The sequence below is a fragment of the Blautia sp. SF-50 genome, from assembly GCF_900101315.1.
GTDB lineage: Bacteria > Bacillota > Clostridia > Lachnospirales > Lachnospiraceae > Blautia_A > Blautia_A fusiformis.
This window is the reverse complement of the sequence record NZ_FMUW01000034.1, coordinates 12,116-27,610: the sequence shown is the minus strand read 5'-3', so window position 1 is coordinate 27,610 and position 15,495 is coordinate 12,116. Positions and strand designations below refer to the sequence as shown.

13 protein-coding genes are annotated in these 15,495 nt (G+C 44.2%); 1 reads left to right on the top strand and 12 read right to left on the bottom strand.

The annotated features are described in order from the left end of the window. Positions 1-151: 151 nt before the first annotated feature. The 6 genes from BLP57_RS15030 to eno form a co-directional block, all read right to left on the bottom strand. Entirely contained in the window at positions 152-1,180 is a 1,029-nt protein-coding gene (locus tag BLP57_RS15030; RefSeq protein WP_022426319.1) for a LacI family DNA-binding transcriptional regulator, read from the bottom strand. Positions 1,181-1,318: 138 nt separating this feature from the next. Continuing rightward, positions 1,319-2,695 (bottom strand): nickel pincer cofactor biosynthesis protein LarC, encoded by a 1,377-nt coding sequence (larC, locus tag BLP57_RS15025; RefSeq protein WP_092072902.1) that lies wholly within the window; start codon positions 2,693-2,695, stop codon positions 1,319-1,321. Beyond that, entirely contained in the window at positions 2,696-3,439 is a 744-nt protein-coding gene (gene larB, locus BLP57_RS15020) for a nickel pincer cofactor biosynthesis protein LarB (protein ID WP_022426321.1), read from the bottom strand. A 149-nt stretch (positions 3,440-3,588) separates the two neighbouring features. After that, entirely contained in the window at positions 3,589-4,326 is a 738-nt protein-coding gene (locus BLP57_RS15015; protein ID WP_092072899.1) for an ABC transporter ATP-binding protein, read from the bottom strand. Positions 4,327-4,338: 12 nt separating this feature from the next. Further along, positions 4,339-5,115 carry an ABC transporter permease gene (locus BLP57_RS15010; RefSeq protein WP_044961662.1) on the bottom strand — a complete coding sequence of 259 codons (777 nt, stop codon included), beginning with the start codon at positions 5,113-5,115 and terminating at the stop codon, positions 4,339-4,341. Positions 5,116-5,254: 139 nt separating this feature from the next. Then, complete coding sequence (gene eno, locus BLP57_RS15005) at positions 5,255-6,550, bottom strand: phosphopyruvate hydratase (protein ID WP_092072895.1); 1,296 nt, start codon at positions 6,548-6,550, stop codon at positions 5,255-5,257. A gap of 488 nt (positions 6,551-7,038) precedes the next feature. On the opposite strand from eno, the gene BLP57_RS15000 reads away from it, so the two are divergent. Beyond that, positions 7,039-7,530, top strand: a complete 492-nt coding sequence (locus tag BLP57_RS15000; protein WP_021651751.1) for a DUF2798 domain-containing protein — start codon at positions 7,039-7,041, stop codon at positions 7,528-7,530. A gap of 125 nt (positions 7,531-7,655) precedes the next feature. On the opposite strand, the gene BLP57_RS14995 is transcribed toward BLP57_RS15000, so the two are convergent. The 6 genes from BLP57_RS14995 to BLP57_RS14970 all read right to left on the bottom strand — a co-directional run bounded on the left by BLP57_RS14995 (position 7,656) and on the right by BLP57_RS14970 (position 15,432). Then, positions 7,656-8,987 (bottom strand): MATE family efflux transporter, encoded by a 1,332-nt coding sequence (locus BLP57_RS14995; RefSeq protein WP_092072892.1) that lies wholly within the window; start codon positions 8,985-8,987, stop codon positions 7,656-7,658. 11 nt (positions 8,988-8,998) lie between these two features. Further along, entirely contained in the window at positions 8,999-9,988 is a 990-nt protein-coding gene (locus BLP57_RS14990) for a guanosine polyphosphate pyrophosphohydrolase (protein WP_092072889.1), read from the bottom strand. A gap of 83 nt (positions 9,989-10,071) precedes the next feature. Next, positions 10,072-10,932, bottom strand: coding sequence for an alpha/beta hydrolase (locus BLP57_RS14985; RefSeq protein ID WP_092072886.1), 861 nt, complete (start codon positions 10,930-10,932; stop codon positions 10,072-10,074). Between the two features lie 158 nt (positions 10,933-11,090). Then, on the bottom strand, positions 11,091-11,927 hold the full coding sequence (locus BLP57_RS14980; protein WP_092072883.1) for a YitT family protein: 837 nt from the start codon (positions 11,925-11,927) through the stop codon (positions 11,091-11,093). Between the two features lie 192 nt (positions 11,928-12,119). Continuing rightward, positions 12,120-14,282 (bottom strand): 1,3-beta-galactosyl-N-acetylhexosamine phosphorylase, encoded by a 2,163-nt coding sequence (gnpA, locus tag BLP57_RS14975; protein WP_092072880.1) that lies wholly within the window; start codon positions 14,280-14,282, stop codon positions 12,120-12,122. A 34-nt stretch (positions 14,283-14,316) separates the two neighbouring features. After that, positions 14,317-15,432, bottom strand: coding sequence for a phosphotransferase enzyme family protein (locus tag BLP57_RS14970; protein WP_092072874.1), 1,116 nt, complete (start codon positions 15,430-15,432; stop codon positions 14,317-14,319). Positions 15,433-15,495: the final 63 nt, after the last annotated feature.

Sequence of the window (15,495 nt, the reverse complement as noted above, 5' to 3'; positions counted from 1 at the left end):
GACACCCTTGCCTTCGGCTATATCCTTCCCACTACCGGGCGGATTCGGGACTTTAACCCGTTAGAAACGTGCACCGCCGGGCGCACTATAAAAAAAGCCTGCAGTTTTCATTCTGCAGACTATTTTATATGATACTTTGCACAATACATGTTCAAAGGTTATATTTTGTTTTGATCTTGATATCTGTAAAGAGATATTCTCTCTCCGGCTCCTGTCCTTTTGTCAGGATATCCGCCAGGATCCTTGGCGGTTCATACCCCTGGACATATCCATTCTGGTCGATCAGAAAATCCACATGATCATTCTTCAGTGCCCGTTCATTCTTCGGAGTCTGATCGTAGATCACAACGTAGGGCCTGCGGTCAAGTCTCAGCTTTTCAAATGCTTTCCCCACTCCTGCCTGGCCTCCGGATACAACCAGGATCCCGCTGATCCCTGAAGTACTCATCATGGCATTTTCTATAATGTGCTCCACCTCAGCTGCTTCATCAAAGCTTCCGTGAACACCGGCGATCTCCAGATGTGGAAAAGCCCGCTTGGCTTCCTCCACAAAGCCATCCACTCGCTGATTGTCAACATGATTGCTGAAATATCCGGTGATGATCAGGATCTTTCCATTTCCTCTTGTCAGCATTCCAAGAAGTCCGGCTGCGGTACGTCCACTTTTACGGTTATCCATTCCCACAAAACAGGTTCTTCTCGTTCCTACAATATCAGAGTTAAAGGTTACTACTGGGATATTCTTCTCTTCGATCAAAGCATTCAGTTTCTCCCGGACAGTCTCACTGTCTACCGGCATGATCGCAAGTCCCCGGATTCCTTCCTGTTCCAGTTCCTCAATGGCCTGCAGCTGTTCCTCTTCATCAACGGAAAGACCCTCTTTCAGGATCAGCTGGATCCCTTTTTCTTTCAGTTCCACGGCTGCCTTCTCAATACCACGGTTTACTTCCTGCATAAAAGAAGATCTGGCAAGCTGTGTCACCACTCCGATCTTCAATCTTTCATCTTTAGCTGTTCTGGAATGTTTCCGTTCTTTCTGTACATATCCCATCTCGTCCGCCAGACGGCAGATTCTCTCTGCCACCTCCGGATTGATCCGTCCTCTGTGGTTCAACGCTCTGTCCACGGTTCCCCTGGAAACCCCTGCCTGTTCTGCAATCTGCTGTATTGTTACCGCCATAAATCCTTCTCCTGCCTCTGCCTTACTGTGTCGTTGCCAACTGTTCCGTCCGGCAATAATCTTTCTATATACATTTATATAGTTTTTTCGAAAAGGTGTCAATATGTAAGTGCATTATACAAGGCAACCAACCCGATCTTATCCCCGCACAGCCATATGATATGCTTCTTTATAGGAAATCCCTGTTTTTTCACAGAGTTTTTTTACGCTTTCGTATTCCGGATAAAAATATTCCTGTCCGTCAAAAATGCAGACCTTCACTTCTACCTTCCCAAACGGGGTTGTAACCGCTCTTTTCTCTCTTTTCAAAATGGTTCTCCCCATCTCCTGGCGACGGATCCCAATGGTTGTTGTTTCTCTGAAAATGATCTGCTCCATCGCTGAAACCTGTTCTTTTTTACATAGAACGGTAAGCAGCCATGCCGGACGGTTTTTCTTCATAAATACAGGCATGTAATTGGCCTCTCTGGCTCCTGCCTCATACAGAAGCTCCATAACATAGCCAAGCGTTTCTCCTGTACAGTCATCAATGTTGGATTCCAACTTTATAATGGTATCTGCTTCCGTACAAGCAGCATTGCCTGAAGCCTCCTCCCCGGATTCCCGGATCAGCATGGCACGGAGAATTCCCGGGCACTCATACTGGCGCTTGCCTGCTCCGATACCGATCTTCTCCACCGTAAAATCTTCAGGCAGTTTTTCTGATGTAAGGAATGCCGCCACAATGGCTGCTCCTGTAGGCGTTATCAGTTCACCCTGCACCGATGTGATATGCAGCTTCAGCTGATGAGCACTTACAATATTACTTACCGCCGGTACCGGCACCGGAAGGATTCCGTGCTGACAGCGAATCGTTCCGCTACCCTCACAAAGTCTTGGAACGATCACTTCCTCCACATCCAGATCATCCATACAGATTGCAACAGAAAGAATATCCACAATGGAATCCACTGCACCCACTTCATGGAAATGGACCTGATCCACCGGTACATTATGGGCTTTTGCTTCTGCCTCGGCAAGAATCTTAAAAATTCTTTTTCCATAGGATTTTGCACGATCTGTCATATCTGCATGGTCGATAATCTCCATGATCTCGTTAAGGCCACGGTGTTCATGGTGATGGTGTCCGTGGTGGGAATGCATCGTTTCTGTATATGTATGACTGTTTCCATGGGTTTCCTGTACATGATGTTCATGAGAATGGGGATGCTCATGGGCTTCATGACTATGTTGATAATGATGTTCCTCATGATCCTGGCTGTGAGAATCTCCATCATGCCCATACAGATATTTCATATCATGATCATGATTCTCATGATCCAGTAGTACATCAAAATCACAGGCATCGATCCCTGATTTCATCACACGGCTGATCTTTATGTCGAAACCTTTTACCGGCAGACTTTTAAGAGTTCTCACCAGTTTTTTCTGATCTGCACCCAGATCCAGAAGAGCCGCAACTGTCATATCCCCGCTGATCCCGGAGGTACACTCCAGATATAATTTGTTTCTCATTTATTTTCCCTCCGCAAGCCGATTGATCTGGGTTGCCAGATATCCTGCCCCAAATCCGTTGTCAATATTTACTACTGCAATTCCGTTGGCACAGGAATTGATCATTGTCAGAAGCGCTGACAATCCATGAAAGCTGGCGCCATATCCCACAGAAGTAGGTACCGCGATCACCGGACGTTTCACAAGACCGCCCATAACACTTGCCAGCGCACCCTCCATTCCTGCTACCGCAACCACACAGTTAGCCTCCTGGATGGTATCCAGCCTGGAAAAAAGTCTGTGCATACCACTGACTCCCACATCATAGATCCTCTCCACATGTGTGCCGAAATACTCTGCTGTCTGGGCAGCTTCCTCCGCAACAGAAATATCTGCTGTTCCGGCTGTACACACTGCCACCTTTCCGATATGCTCCTTCTCTTTTTCAATCTTCAAAATTCCGGAAACCGGGTCATAAACCACATCAGGAAGAACCTTTTTTACCAGTTCATACTGATGTTCTGACGCCCTTGTTCCAAAGACCTCTCCATCTTCCTCATAAAGCTTCTGATAGATATTCAAAAGATGTTCGTCTGCTTTTCTCGCACAGTAAACTACCTCCGCAAAACCGGTCCTCGCTTTTCGGGTAGTATCCAGCTTCGCATAATCCATTTCTTCATATCCCTCTTTTTTCAGAAGGTCCTCTGCATGCTCCACAGAGAGCTGGCCTTTTTTTACCTTTTCAAGGATCTGCTGTAAAGTCATCTTTTTGCCTCCCTGTTTTCTTCGTAATATAATAACATAATAGCCAGACATTTGCATCATTTCCGCAAATCGTCTGGCTATCTGCTATTCAAACCGTTCACTGTCCGGTTCTTTTTATTTATGCGACTGCCTGGGCCGCCTTCTGTTCTTTATCTGATCATCTCCGCATATTTGGCCGAGATCTCATCAATATCTCCATATGCGATCAGTTTTCCTTTTTCAAGTATCATTGCTTTATTGCACAAGCGCTGTACCTGTTCCAGAGAATGGGATACAAACAGTACCGTAACGCCCTTATCAAACATACTTAAGACTTTCTTTTCACTCTTTTTCCGGAATTTGGCATCTCCTACAGAAAGGACTTCATCCAGGATCAGGATATCCGGTGATACCAGTGTGGCAATGGAGAATCCAAGTCTTGCCTTCATACCGGAAGAATAATTCTTAATAGGGACATCGATAAATTCCTTCAGTTCAGAAAACTCAACGATCTCATCAAATTTCGATTCCAGAAACTTCTTGGAATATCCGAGCATCGCACCATACAGAAAAATATTCTCACGTCCTGTATACTGCGAATCAAAACCGGCTCCCAGTTCCAGAAGAGGGACCAGACGGCCGTTTCGGACCACCTTGCCTTCGGTAGGCTTGAATACACCGGCAATTACTTTGAGCAGAGTACTTTTTCCCGCTCCATTAAGTCCCAGGATTCCTACACGGTCACCTTTTTTTACCTCAAAATCAACATTCTGAAGAGCCCAGAATTCATTATATTTAATTTCTTTTTTTAAGAATTTAATCACGTAATCCTTCAGGCTGTCTACCTTTTCTTTACTGAGATTAAACTTCATACTCACGTTATCTACAACTACTGCAGGTTTTTCCATATTTTTCTCCTGTTAAATATAAAGGATAAATTCATCCTGTTTCTTCTTGAAACAGAACATTCCGATGGCAATCGTCACAAGACTGAATACCAGTGCGTATGCCGCATAATGAAGATTCATCGGCTCTCCGAACATTCCTGAACGAAAAACATCGATGGTACAGTACAGCGGATTATATTTCAGGATCCATGAAAAACCACTTTTCAGCAGTCTGGACGGATAATAAAAGATCGCACAGGTATACATGATCAGCATCAGCGCTACTGACCACAGATATTCCATATCTCTGAAAAAAACACCAATCGTAGCAAGGATCATTCCACAACCATAAGACAACAGAAATACCAAGATCAGCGCGATCGGGATCTGGAGCATATAAAGTGTCGGCTCCACACCAAGTACTGCTCCTACCGGAACCAGCACGATCAGTGAGATCAGGAAGATCACATAGTTAAAAAGTACACTTGACAGCGGATAGAGATATTTTGGCACATAAACTTTCTTGATCATTGCCGAATTCGCTCTTACTGATTTCAATGCCGCTTTTGTGGCACTGGAATAGAATGTGTACAAAAGACGTCCTGTCAGGATATATACAGGAAATGTCCGATCCTTGTTTCCAAACAGGGTACCGAATACGATCGTCAGTACGATCATGGTAAGCAACGGCTCAAGAAGAGACCAGATGATACCAAGATAGGAACGTCTGTACTTCAGTTTGATTCCTTTTTTTACAAGCTCTCCCAGAAGAAACCTGTAACGCATAAAAGTATTTACGTATTCTTTCATAGCATCTCCAATATTCAATTTTATTTTTTCACACGGCTGTAAATCATAATATACTATTTTGAGAAATCTGGCAACCTTATTTTCGCCAAAAAAAGGCACGCCAAAGCGTACCTTTTTGAGAAATGTGTTAGTTATGATCTTATCTCTTGATATTGAATGCCCGGAATCCCGGATATACTGCTGCATCACCAAGCTCTTCCTCAATACGGAGAAGCTGATTATATTTTGCCACACGTTCGCTTCTGGAAGGAGCTCCTGTCTTGATCTGGCAGGTATTCAGTGCCACTGCAAGATCTGCAATGGTTGTATCCTCTGTCTCTCCGGAACGATGGGAAGAAATCGCTGTATAGCCAGCTTTATGTGCCATTTTGATGGCTTCCAGAGTCTCGGATACAGAACCGATCTGATTCAGTTTGATCAGAATAGAATTTCCGCAGCCAAGGCTGATACCTTTCTCAAGACGCTCTGTATTTGTAACAAACAGGTCATCACCTACAAGCTGTACTTTTCCTCCAAGTTCTTTTGTCATGATCTGCCAGCCTTCCCAGTCTTCCTCATCAAGGCCATCCTCAATAGAGTAGATCGGATATTTTTCGATCAGATTTTTCCAGTGATCAACAAGCTCCGCAGATGTAAATTTCTTTCCGCATTTCGGAAGAACATACTCCCCCTTTTTGTTTCCTTTCCACTCACTGGATGCAGCATCCATGGCAAGTACAAAATCCTTTCCAGGCTCATATCCTGCTTTTTTCACTGCTTCAAGGATGTACTCAATGGCTTCCTCATCGCTTCCAAGGTCTGGTGCAAAACCACCTTCATCTCCAACGCTTGTTGCAAGGCCTTTTTCTTTCAGAAGTGCAGCAAGAGCGTGGAATACCTCCGTACACCAGCGAAGTCCCTCTTTAAAGCTTGGTGCTCCTGCCGGCATGATCATAAATTCCTGAACATCAACGGTATTCGCAGCATGTGCACCACCGTTTAGGATATTCATCATCGGAACCGGAAGTCTGTTTCCGTTCACCCCACCAAGAAATCTGTAAAGGGGGATGTCAAGAGAAATCGCAGCCGCACGTGCGCACGCAATAGAAACCGCAAGAATGGCATTTGCGCCCAGTTTTGATTTGTCCTTTGTTCCATCTGCTTTGAGCATGGCAACATCCACTGCATAAATATCAGATGCATCCATTCCTGCCAGCGCATCATTAATTACTGTATTGATATTTTCAATGGCCTTCGAAACACCTTTTCCTCCAAAACGGCTTTTATCCTGATCTCTCAGCTCAAGTGCTTCGAATTCTCCTGTGGACGCTCCGCTTGGTGCTGCTCCTCTTCCGACCGTTCCATCTGCCAGATAAACCTCTGCCTCTACGGTCGGATTTCCTCTTGAATCAATGATCTCTCTTCCAATGACCTTCTCAATCTCTAAATAATCCATTTGATATTTATCCTCCTGTCTGGTCTTTTCGCCCTGTCCGTAACTCCTGTTCAGGCCGCATTTTGTCAGGGGATACGGCCCGCCACAAATTTTACGCATTAGTTAGAATCCGCTAACTGTTTACAAGTTTACTATATCTAACTTTAACGGTCAAGAGGAGTTATTGCCATTTTTTTCTCAATTACTCTTCTGATATTTCCATGTTTTTTCAGAACATTCCGCAGGATGTTGCGAATTTTACTTATTGACAAGGCTTTACTACTTATGATATCATAACCGCCGGTATCAAGCGGATATTCGTAAACCGCTCTGCTGCCTGCTTACAGCCAAATAACTGCTTCGCAGTTTGATTTGGTCAAAAAACCGAATATGGTTTATGACAAAATCCTGTCATATATTGGAAACGCACATTCTCCTGAATGATTAACGAACAACACATGCTCTGAGGTTTTACATTATCACTTAATCATTTTAAAGGAGGATTTTTTATGCCAAAAAACAAATTTCAGGAAGTTATCTTTACCCTTATCATGGTATTTTTTATGGTTTACGCCATGATCTGCTACAACATTTCCCTGAACACAGGGAGTATGACAAACCGCGTGTTCCTTGACGCTTTTCATGAGCTGGTGATCATGGGACCGATCGCATTTATCCTTGACTTCTTTATTGTATCCAAGCTTGCTTTTGGTTGTGCAATGCGCATGGTAGATTTCAAAAGCTGTCATCCCTTCAGCAAGATCCTTGCGATCTCCGTTCCTTCCGTTGCTTTCATGTGCCCATTAATGAGTCTTGCCGCAACCATTCTCTTTAAGGATGCAGGAAATCAGTTCGTAGCTGTATGGCTTCAGACAACCGCATTCAACTTCCCGATGGCATTCTTCTGGCAGCTGATCTATGCAGGTCCGATCGTACGTTTTATTTTCAGACATATCTTTCCTGAAAAGGAAAACGTAAAAGAAGCGACAGCAACTATGTAAAATTAAAGAAAGCACATTGCTATGGTTGAACCACCCCAAAAGTCATACTTTCCGGTGGCGGCTCATTCCATACAATGTGCTTTTTATTTTTCACGCGAATCTTTCTCATCGGATCTTCGAATCTCTCAGACTGTTTTCTTTAATTCCGGCATCTTAAGTATCTTCACGATCAGCGGGATCACCATAATGACCCAGACTATCGGTTCTGCTACGATCACGCCGGTATATCCGAGAAGTGGCACCAGAGTCACCGCGATCACTACTTTTCCGATCATCTCCAGCGCACTGGAAACCAGAGGGATCACCGTTTCTCCAAGGCCCTGCATAGCATTTCTGAGGACACTGATCACAGCCGTTACGAAATAAAAGATCGTATCAAATTTAAGATAATTGGCGGCATTGCGGATCACCGTTTCATTATGGCTTCCTGTGACCAGATAGATCAGCTGTTTTCCAATGGTAAAACTGAAGATCACAGTCATCACGGACCAGATACAGGTATACAGAACTGCAAGACCGATTCCATGGCGCACCCGGTCCATACGCCCTGCACCTGCGTTCTGTCCGCAGAAGATTGCCATAGTCTGCCCGAACACGCCAAACATGATCATAAACATTTCCGTGATCTTACGGGCTGCTGTATGTGCCACGATGATATCTCTTCCAAGCCGGTTGATGGAAGTCTGCAGTGCCAGTGTACCAAGATTTACAAGAGAGCTTACAAGTCCCATAGAAAGTCCGGCACTCAGCATATTTTTCATCATATTTCTTTCGAGACCGAAAAAATCCTCTTTTTTCAGCCGTAGGATCTCATACCTGCGGATCATGTAAAACCAGCATACCAGAAAAGCCAGCGTCTGTGAAAGTACTGTAGCAATGGCTGCTCCCTGCACTCCTGCTTTTACTACCAGAATAAAAAACAGATCTCCTGCGATATTTAAAGTTACAGACACTGCCAGGATCACAAGAGGCGTCACCGTATCCCCAAGTGCACGCAGAGATGCCGCGCAGGTATCATAAAGAAATGTTGCCAGCATACCTGCAATAATGATAAAGATATACTGTCTGGCGGTTCCCGTCAAATGATCCGGAACATTCAGGAACCTCAGGATCGGATGCAGAAACAAAAGTCCTAAAACAGTCAGGATCAGAGAAATCACGCTGCCCATTACAAGAGACAGCGCAAAAGATTTTCGTACTTCTTCCCGGCTTCCGGCACCGAATTTCTGTGCGGTGACAATGGCAAATCCATTTGCAAGGCCCATCAGAAAACCGATGATCAGCCCGCTTAAAGGACTGGTGGCCCCTACTGCCGCCAGCGCATCTTCTTTAAGAAAGCTTCCCACGATCCGGGTATCTGCCAGGCTGTACGTCAGCTGCAAGAGATTTCCCAGAAATACAGGAAGCGCAAAGGACAGGATCAATGTGGAAGGCTTCCCTTTTGTCAAGTCTTTCATGTCATCCTCCCTCAGTCAACGATATCATTCTGAAAACGAGAAAGATGCTCATAAGGAAGGATCATCCTTCCGCGGAACAGTCCGCAGCCATCATTGATCAGGCTGTTATTTACCGCACCAAACATATTGACATCCAGCGCAGCAAGATCCAGTCCAAGAAGCCGCATACCCCGCTCATAGGCCTCGTCAAAATAGATACATTCCCCCTGGGGAACCGCGTCCCTTCTCCTGCGTTCACTTTCCTGTTTTTTCTCATAGCTTAAATGGTTGGCGGAACCAATCTCCGCAACATCATCCATTTCTTTGGTCCGCAGCTGTACTTCCATATAGCTTCGGGAACTGTTATCATAAAACGTGATATGCAGGGACTGATAATCATCCTCACTGTTATTACAGATGTAATCCCTATAGTAAGGCTTTGCTTCCCTGCTGAGCAGTGGCGATGTACTTTCCTGCACTCCTCTGGCCGGCTCTGCGGTAAATCCTCTTTCTTCCAGAAATCCCGGAAGTATATTGGCGATCTCATAAAGATAACGAAGCTCTTCTTCTCTGACATTCTCACCATTTTTCAGATGACATCTGGGCATGGCGATAACGATCCTGTAGGCAATAAAATCGCGGAAACAGCTTAACCGTTCCTTGATCTGGGATACGGAAGGATATTCCCCATATTCTTTATAGTAGTCATAAATAAATTCTACTACATATCCGTTAAATTTTTCCTCCGCACGGATCAGGGATTTGATTCTTCCCTTGAAGGTAAACGCCAGAAACGGATATTCCCCTGCCATATATTTATAAAATTCCCGGATCCTCTGAGACTGGGCAGTGAGGAAATCATTATGCTCCAGAAGCTCCTGGATCTGGATCAAAAAATTACAGTGTACCAGATCGATCTCATTGTGTTTTTCCTTCGCCTCTATCCTAAGATCCCGAATGTATTTCTTCAGTATCCGGAGAAGAGTATCTCCGGAATACAGATAATCGTTTAATGTTATCATTTGTGTTTCTCTTTTCTATTTTAGTCTTTTCAAGATCACATATTTACAACAACTGCTGGATGATCTGTGCTCCTGTCTTTTATTTATTTCAGTTTTTCATGGAAAAACTCTGCGATCCGGTTCCATACCTCATCCTGGAAAAACTGGATATCTGCATGGTCTGCACCATCCAGTGTCAGCAAAGTAACATCACAGTCTTTTTTCTCCAGAAGTCCGTATAAAGTTTCCGACTGAACATAAGGAACGACCTGATCGCAGTTGCCATGGATGATCAGAAATGGCGGTGCATCCTTCGTAACCTTGGAAACCGGACTGCTCTGGTATGCCTTTTCTTTATTTAACATGGAATTAAATCCAAGCAGAAGGGATTCTGCGGAAGAAGCACATTTTTCTGCAGATTCACACGGAAATGCGGAAAGATCCGTAGGCGGATACCATGGGCAGGCAGCCTGTACCTTACTGGATTCTTCCAGATACTCTCCCACATCCAGAGCCGGATCATTGTCCAGCGCAGCCATACAGGTAAGATATCCTCCGGCAGACTCTCCCATAACTCCTATCTGCTCTTTGTTGATGCGGAACCGGTCTGCATGGGCTTTCAGGTAACGGATAGCTGCCTTTACATCCTGCAGCGGCATGGGATACGGGCCCTGATTGGAAGTACGATACTCCACACTTGCCACTACAAAGCCACTGGATGCCAGTCTGCTCAGATAAAGATTATGTGCGGATTTATCCATCATCAGCCATGCGCCTCCACAGATCCAGAGGATGCAGGGATAGATTTTTCCATCTTTTGTTTCCGGGTAGATTATATCCAGTTTCAAATCCCGCCTGCAATGTCCGAACCAGGAATCCACCTGTGCGTAAGTAATATCATTTACTGTAATATACTGAGGCTTCTCCGCCGGAAGCTTCAGTGTATTTTTTTCTGCTTTTGTCATAATTTATCTACCTCTTTTCTTCTGATCATTTTAGTTTGTCTTTGAAATATTTTTCTTCTATTTTATCACAATACTGCTTTTTCTGCTTTTATTTTTCGGAGAAAAAAGCACTCTTTTTCTGCAAAAGAAATATCTGCATTCTCATTTACAGACATGCCTTACCGCAGGATCTCGTCAATGGTGGAAACGGTACTGAAAGATCCTTTATTCCTTGAAATGATCTCTTTTACTTTCTGCAGTTCAAAATAATTTACATAACAGATCAAAGTCTTGTTCTCTCCTGCGATCACGCCGGAAGAGTTGATGATGGTACAGGTTTTATTCAGTTCCTCCTTAATATCACAGATGATCGCATCAGGATCCTTTGTGATGATCGTCACCTGTTTCAGTGCCTCAAAATGATCTGTGAAATGATCGATGATGGAAGTCGCCACAATGTATACCAGAAGACTTAAAAGTGCGGAATCTCTGTCAAGAAGTACAAACACAGTTCCATATACACACGCATTAAATGCGATCAATATGTAGGAAATACTGTAGTCCTTTCCGGAATGATTGTAGATCTTTTTTACAATGATATTGGCAAAGATCTCAGAACCGTCAATACAGCCACCGTTTCGAAGGATCAGAGGCAGTCCCACACCAAGGATCGCACCTCCAAAGACTACTGCAATAAAATGCTCTGTATTCAGCTCAAAAGGGATTTTTTCAAAGTAGGAAAGACCTATTGTGTAGACAACAAAGCCCACGAACGTTTTTGCAAAGAAATACTTACCGATAAGAATGACCCCAGCTATGAGAAACGGCAGAAACACAAGTAGCACACATAACGACAGGTTATACCCTGTCAGCTTGCTTATGATAATGGCGATTCCGGCAGTTCCGTAATCGATGGCATCATTGGGAAGCAAAATACAAGCAACAGAAAAACTGGCCAGAATCGCTCCCACAATGATCATCAGATAGGAAAACACTGTCTTAATCTTTTTGTTCATAAAGTCCTCCTCTTTGTAAGTAAAATTGTTTGTCAACAATAACAAAAAGCTGTTATAATAGATTTTCTCTATTACAACAGCTTTGTTTTCCTACTTTTAGAATGGATTTATTATATTATAAGTTTTTTCTCTGTCAACGCCCTCAGACAATTTCACAGCTTTTCTTTATCAGTAAACCTGTATCCTGCTTTCTCAGATCTGATACCAGCGGATCTCATTAGCTTCCAGATGAAGGTCAAAGCTCTTTCCATCCCCTGTGTAAACCGTAGTGTCCTGTGGCTCATAGGTGTTGTTTACCACACAATACTTTTTATTTTTCACATAAGCATGTACTTCCACATTATAATTGGAAGAAAACCAACGGTGAAGCTCACCTTCCGCTGCCGCTGACCAGAGTACGGCTCTGTAAAGAATACGGCTGTTGCAAAAGCTGTACGGAAGTCCGCTGATATAAACGCCCCGGCCTTTTCCGAAGGTTTTTACTGCCATCTGGACTTCCTGATCTTTCTGGATAAGGATCTTCGTATCCGGAAGTGCAAAGATATTCTTTTTCCCCTCACCGAAATCTACGGTTCCGTCTGTATCCTTCAGGATAAAATGATCTTTATGCTCTTCCCAGTTGTATTTATCGGTATTAAGATTAAATCCTCTTTCTTCCTCTACACCAAGGATGTCATCCAGCTGGAAGAATTTTCCCTGCCACTGATGAGCTGCCGGTTCACCGACGCCAATAAATCCGCCGCCATTATAGACAAATTTCCGCACTGCTGTAAGGATTTCCGGATCTGCCCAGTTCTCACCACCGGACTGTGCAGTGTCCGCATCACCTACATTGATGATCACATCAAAATCATTCAGCAGATCTTTATCCTGACGGATATCATCAAAGCTGATAAAGGACACATCAAAAGGCGCACCACTTAATGCCTCGATAATTCCGAAATAGGAATAATTCTGCTTGTAATAGATGGCATGATGTACCATATGGTTGCCCCAGGAGCGCATTTTTCCCCAGCAATTTAAAACAGCCACACGTTTTACGCAGTATGGTGTGGTTCCCTGGATATTGTCGTAGAGCACACGGAATTCCTGGCAGACTTCCTTGATATACTGTACAAAATCCGGAAATTCCAGAGCCAGCTTCAGATAACCGCCGTATCCAATTCTCTGGATCGGGCTTCGAAGGATAGCTCTTCTTGCAGTCACCCAGTTTACTTTTGCCTCTTTTACAGGATCCCCGCCCTCATGGAAGGTGTCCGGGAAAAAGTACGGCAGAAATCTTCCCTCTGTATATTTTACATGTTTAATATCACTGAACAAACGTAAGGTCGCTCCGTTTCCGACGCTTCCCACTACCGCATCCAGCCCGATGGAAGCAAACTCATCCATAAAGGGCTCCATACCGATCCAGTGATCGCCCATGAACATCATGGCCTCTTTTCCGTATTCATGGACAATGTCTACCATTTCCTTTGCAAGCTTCGCCACTTCCCGTCTCTGGAAAGCCTGGAAATCTTTAAATTCTTTCGACGGGATCCGATAAGTGTTGTTCATATATCCCTGATCAATGATAAACTCCGGGCGGAACTTATATCCCACTTCCTGCTCAAACTGTTCCAGGATATAGGGACTCACCGAAGCAGAATATCCGAACCAGTCTACATATTTTTCCCGTGCCATCTCATCAAAGATCAGTGTGAACTGGTGAAAAAAGGTAGTAAATCGTACTACATTCACATAATCATGGGAATCCAGAAATCTGCGGAGGCGATCCATGGAATGTGCACGTGTTGCGGGCTGACGCACATCAAAAGTGATCTGAGGCTCTACATCCTTCCAGTCATTGACAACTGCATTGTACATATGTACCGGATCCCACATGATATATGCAAGAAAACTTACCGTATACTCATGAAACTCTTTCGCCGGCCTGATCACAACATTTCCGTTTTTTTCATCGTATGACCATTCCTCTGTACTGACAGCTTCCCCTGTAGTCCGGTCAATGACTTCCCACCATCTTCTGATATCATCTCTTGTATTCACCGCCAGCATATCCGGATACAGATGATCCATCAGATGGATTTCCAGAGTATCCGACACTGCCGTGTGAAAGGATGTCATGATATACATCTGCTGGATTTCTTCCGGATGGGCCTTTGCCCAGGCATTATCCTTTCTGGTGGTATAATAAGTTGCATAAATCTTTGCGCCGGTTTTCTTCAACTCTGCCGGAAATTCCGTTCCGTCACAGTCACGGATGGCATCTGCACCCCACTCGTCCAGCATTTTCAGTGTCTCCGGAATCACATCCAGATCTGTCGGAATAGTCACTCTTCCTTTTGTTTCGCTCATCGCTTTACCTCCATTGTAAAAACCCCTGTTTTTTTTATTTCTGATATTTTTTCACGATCGTCTGCATAGTATCCCATTTCTGTTCCATATCAGCCACCAGCTTAAACTGTGTGCGGCAGCGGTCCAGATTGTGTTCTTCCCGGTCGATCTTAAAATAATGATCTCCTTCCAGATAATCGGTAAGAAAGCGAATGCCGCATTCATAAGTCATCACCTTAGCTCCCATGGGAAGCATCTCGATCTCTTTTGCACTGAGCTTATCTCCACAGCTTTCCAGAAAGCCTTTTACATAGATTTCATAGAGCTCCATATCACAGGAAACTTTGCTTAAATCTTTCTCATCCTCCAATGCAGTGCTGGCCCCGAAACGAATGGAATCTCCAAAATCATTCATGGCAAGTCCCGGCATAACCGTGTCCAGGTCCACTACACAGATTCCCCTTCCTGTTTCCAGGTCGATCATAACGTTATTCAGCTTCGTATCGTTGTGTGTTACCCGAAGGGGCACCTCACCTTTTGCCAGAAGCTCACCGAATACATTTGCCAGATACTCATGCTGAAACGCAAATGCGATCTCTTCTTTTACGGATGCGGCACGATGGCAGCTGTCCTTCTCTATGGCATTTTTCAAAGTCTGAAAACGTTTCTTTGTATCATGGAAATCCTTTATCGTTTCATGCAGAGTCTCTGCCGGGTAATCCGCCAGCATTTCCTGGAATTTTCCAAATGCAACTGCACTTTCATAAAAATCCTCCGGTTTTTCCGCCAGATCATAGCTTACTGCATCGGTAATAAAAATATAAGCTCTCCAGCATTCTCCGTTTTCATCTGTCAGGAATGCCTTCCCGTCCTTTGTCGGAATCAGGTTCAGAACCTCCCGTTCCGGATCTCCTCCCTTCTGAAGAACTTTCTTTTTCAGATGCCTGGTGACTCCGGCAATGTTCTCCATCAGTTCTTCCGGTTTCTGAAAGATCTCCCGATTGATCTTCTGAAGGATCACCTTAATGGACCCCATCTCTCCGATCCGATATCTAAGCATATAGGTTTCGTTGATATGCCCGCTTCCGCAGGGGCCGCAGGAAACCAGTTCTCCGGTAAATGCAAACTGATCCGCTATTCTTTTTATCTCTTCTTTTGGTGTACCTGCCATTTTACCTTCTCTTTCCCAGACAGCAGTAAAAAGTATACCGTCCGAAAACAAATATACTTTATA

Excerpts from the sequence above, each read along its gene's own strand:
- BLP57_RS15030 (WP_022426319.1), bottom strand. The coding sequence starts at position 1,180 with ATGGCGGTAACAATACAGCAGATTGCAGAACAGGCAGGGGTTTCCAGG.
- larC (WP_092072902.1), bottom strand. The coding sequence starts at position 2,695 with ATGAGAAACAAATTATATCTGGAGTGTACCTCCGGGATCAGCGGGGAT.
- larB (WP_022426321.1), bottom strand. The coding sequence starts at position 3,439 with ATGACTTTACAGCAGATCCTTGAAAAGGTAAAAAAAGGCCAGCTCTCT.
- BLP57_RS15015 (WP_092072899.1), bottom strand. The coding sequence starts at position 4,326 with ATGGAAAAACCTGCAGTAGTTGTAGATAACGTGAGTATGAAGTTTAAT.
- BLP57_RS15010 (WP_044961662.1), bottom strand. The coding sequence starts at position 5,115 with ATGAAAGAATACGTAAATACTTTTATGCGTTACAGGTTTCTTCTGGGA.
- eno (WP_092072895.1), bottom strand. The coding sequence starts at position 6,550 with ATGGATTATTTAGAGATTGAGAAGGTCATTGGAAGAGAGATCATTGAT.
- BLP57_RS15000 (WP_021651751.1), top strand. The coding sequence starts at position 7,039 with ATGCCAAAAAACAAATTTCAGGAAGTTATCTTTACCCTTATCATGGTA.
- BLP57_RS14995 (WP_092072892.1), bottom strand. The coding sequence starts at position 8,987 with ATGAAAGACTTGACAAAAGGGAAGCCTTCCACATTGATCCTGTCCTTT.
- BLP57_RS14990 (WP_092072889.1), bottom strand. The coding sequence starts at position 9,988 with ATGATAACATTAAACGATTATCTGTATTCCGGAGATACTCTTCTCCGG.
- BLP57_RS14985 (WP_092072886.1), bottom strand. The coding sequence starts at position 10,932 with ATGACAAAAGCAGAAAAAAATACACTGAAGCTTCCGGCGGAGAAGCCT.
- BLP57_RS14980 (WP_092072883.1), bottom strand. The coding sequence starts at position 11,927 with ATGAACAAAAAGATTAAGACAGTGTTTTCCTATCTGATGATCATTGTG.
- gnpA (WP_092072880.1), bottom strand. The coding sequence starts at position 14,282 with ATGAGCGAAACAAAAGGAAGAGTGACTATTCCGACAGATCTGGATGTG.
- BLP57_RS14970 (WP_092072874.1), bottom strand. The coding sequence starts at position 15,432 with ATGGCAGGTACACCAAAAGAAGAGATAAAAAGAATAGCGGATCAGTTT.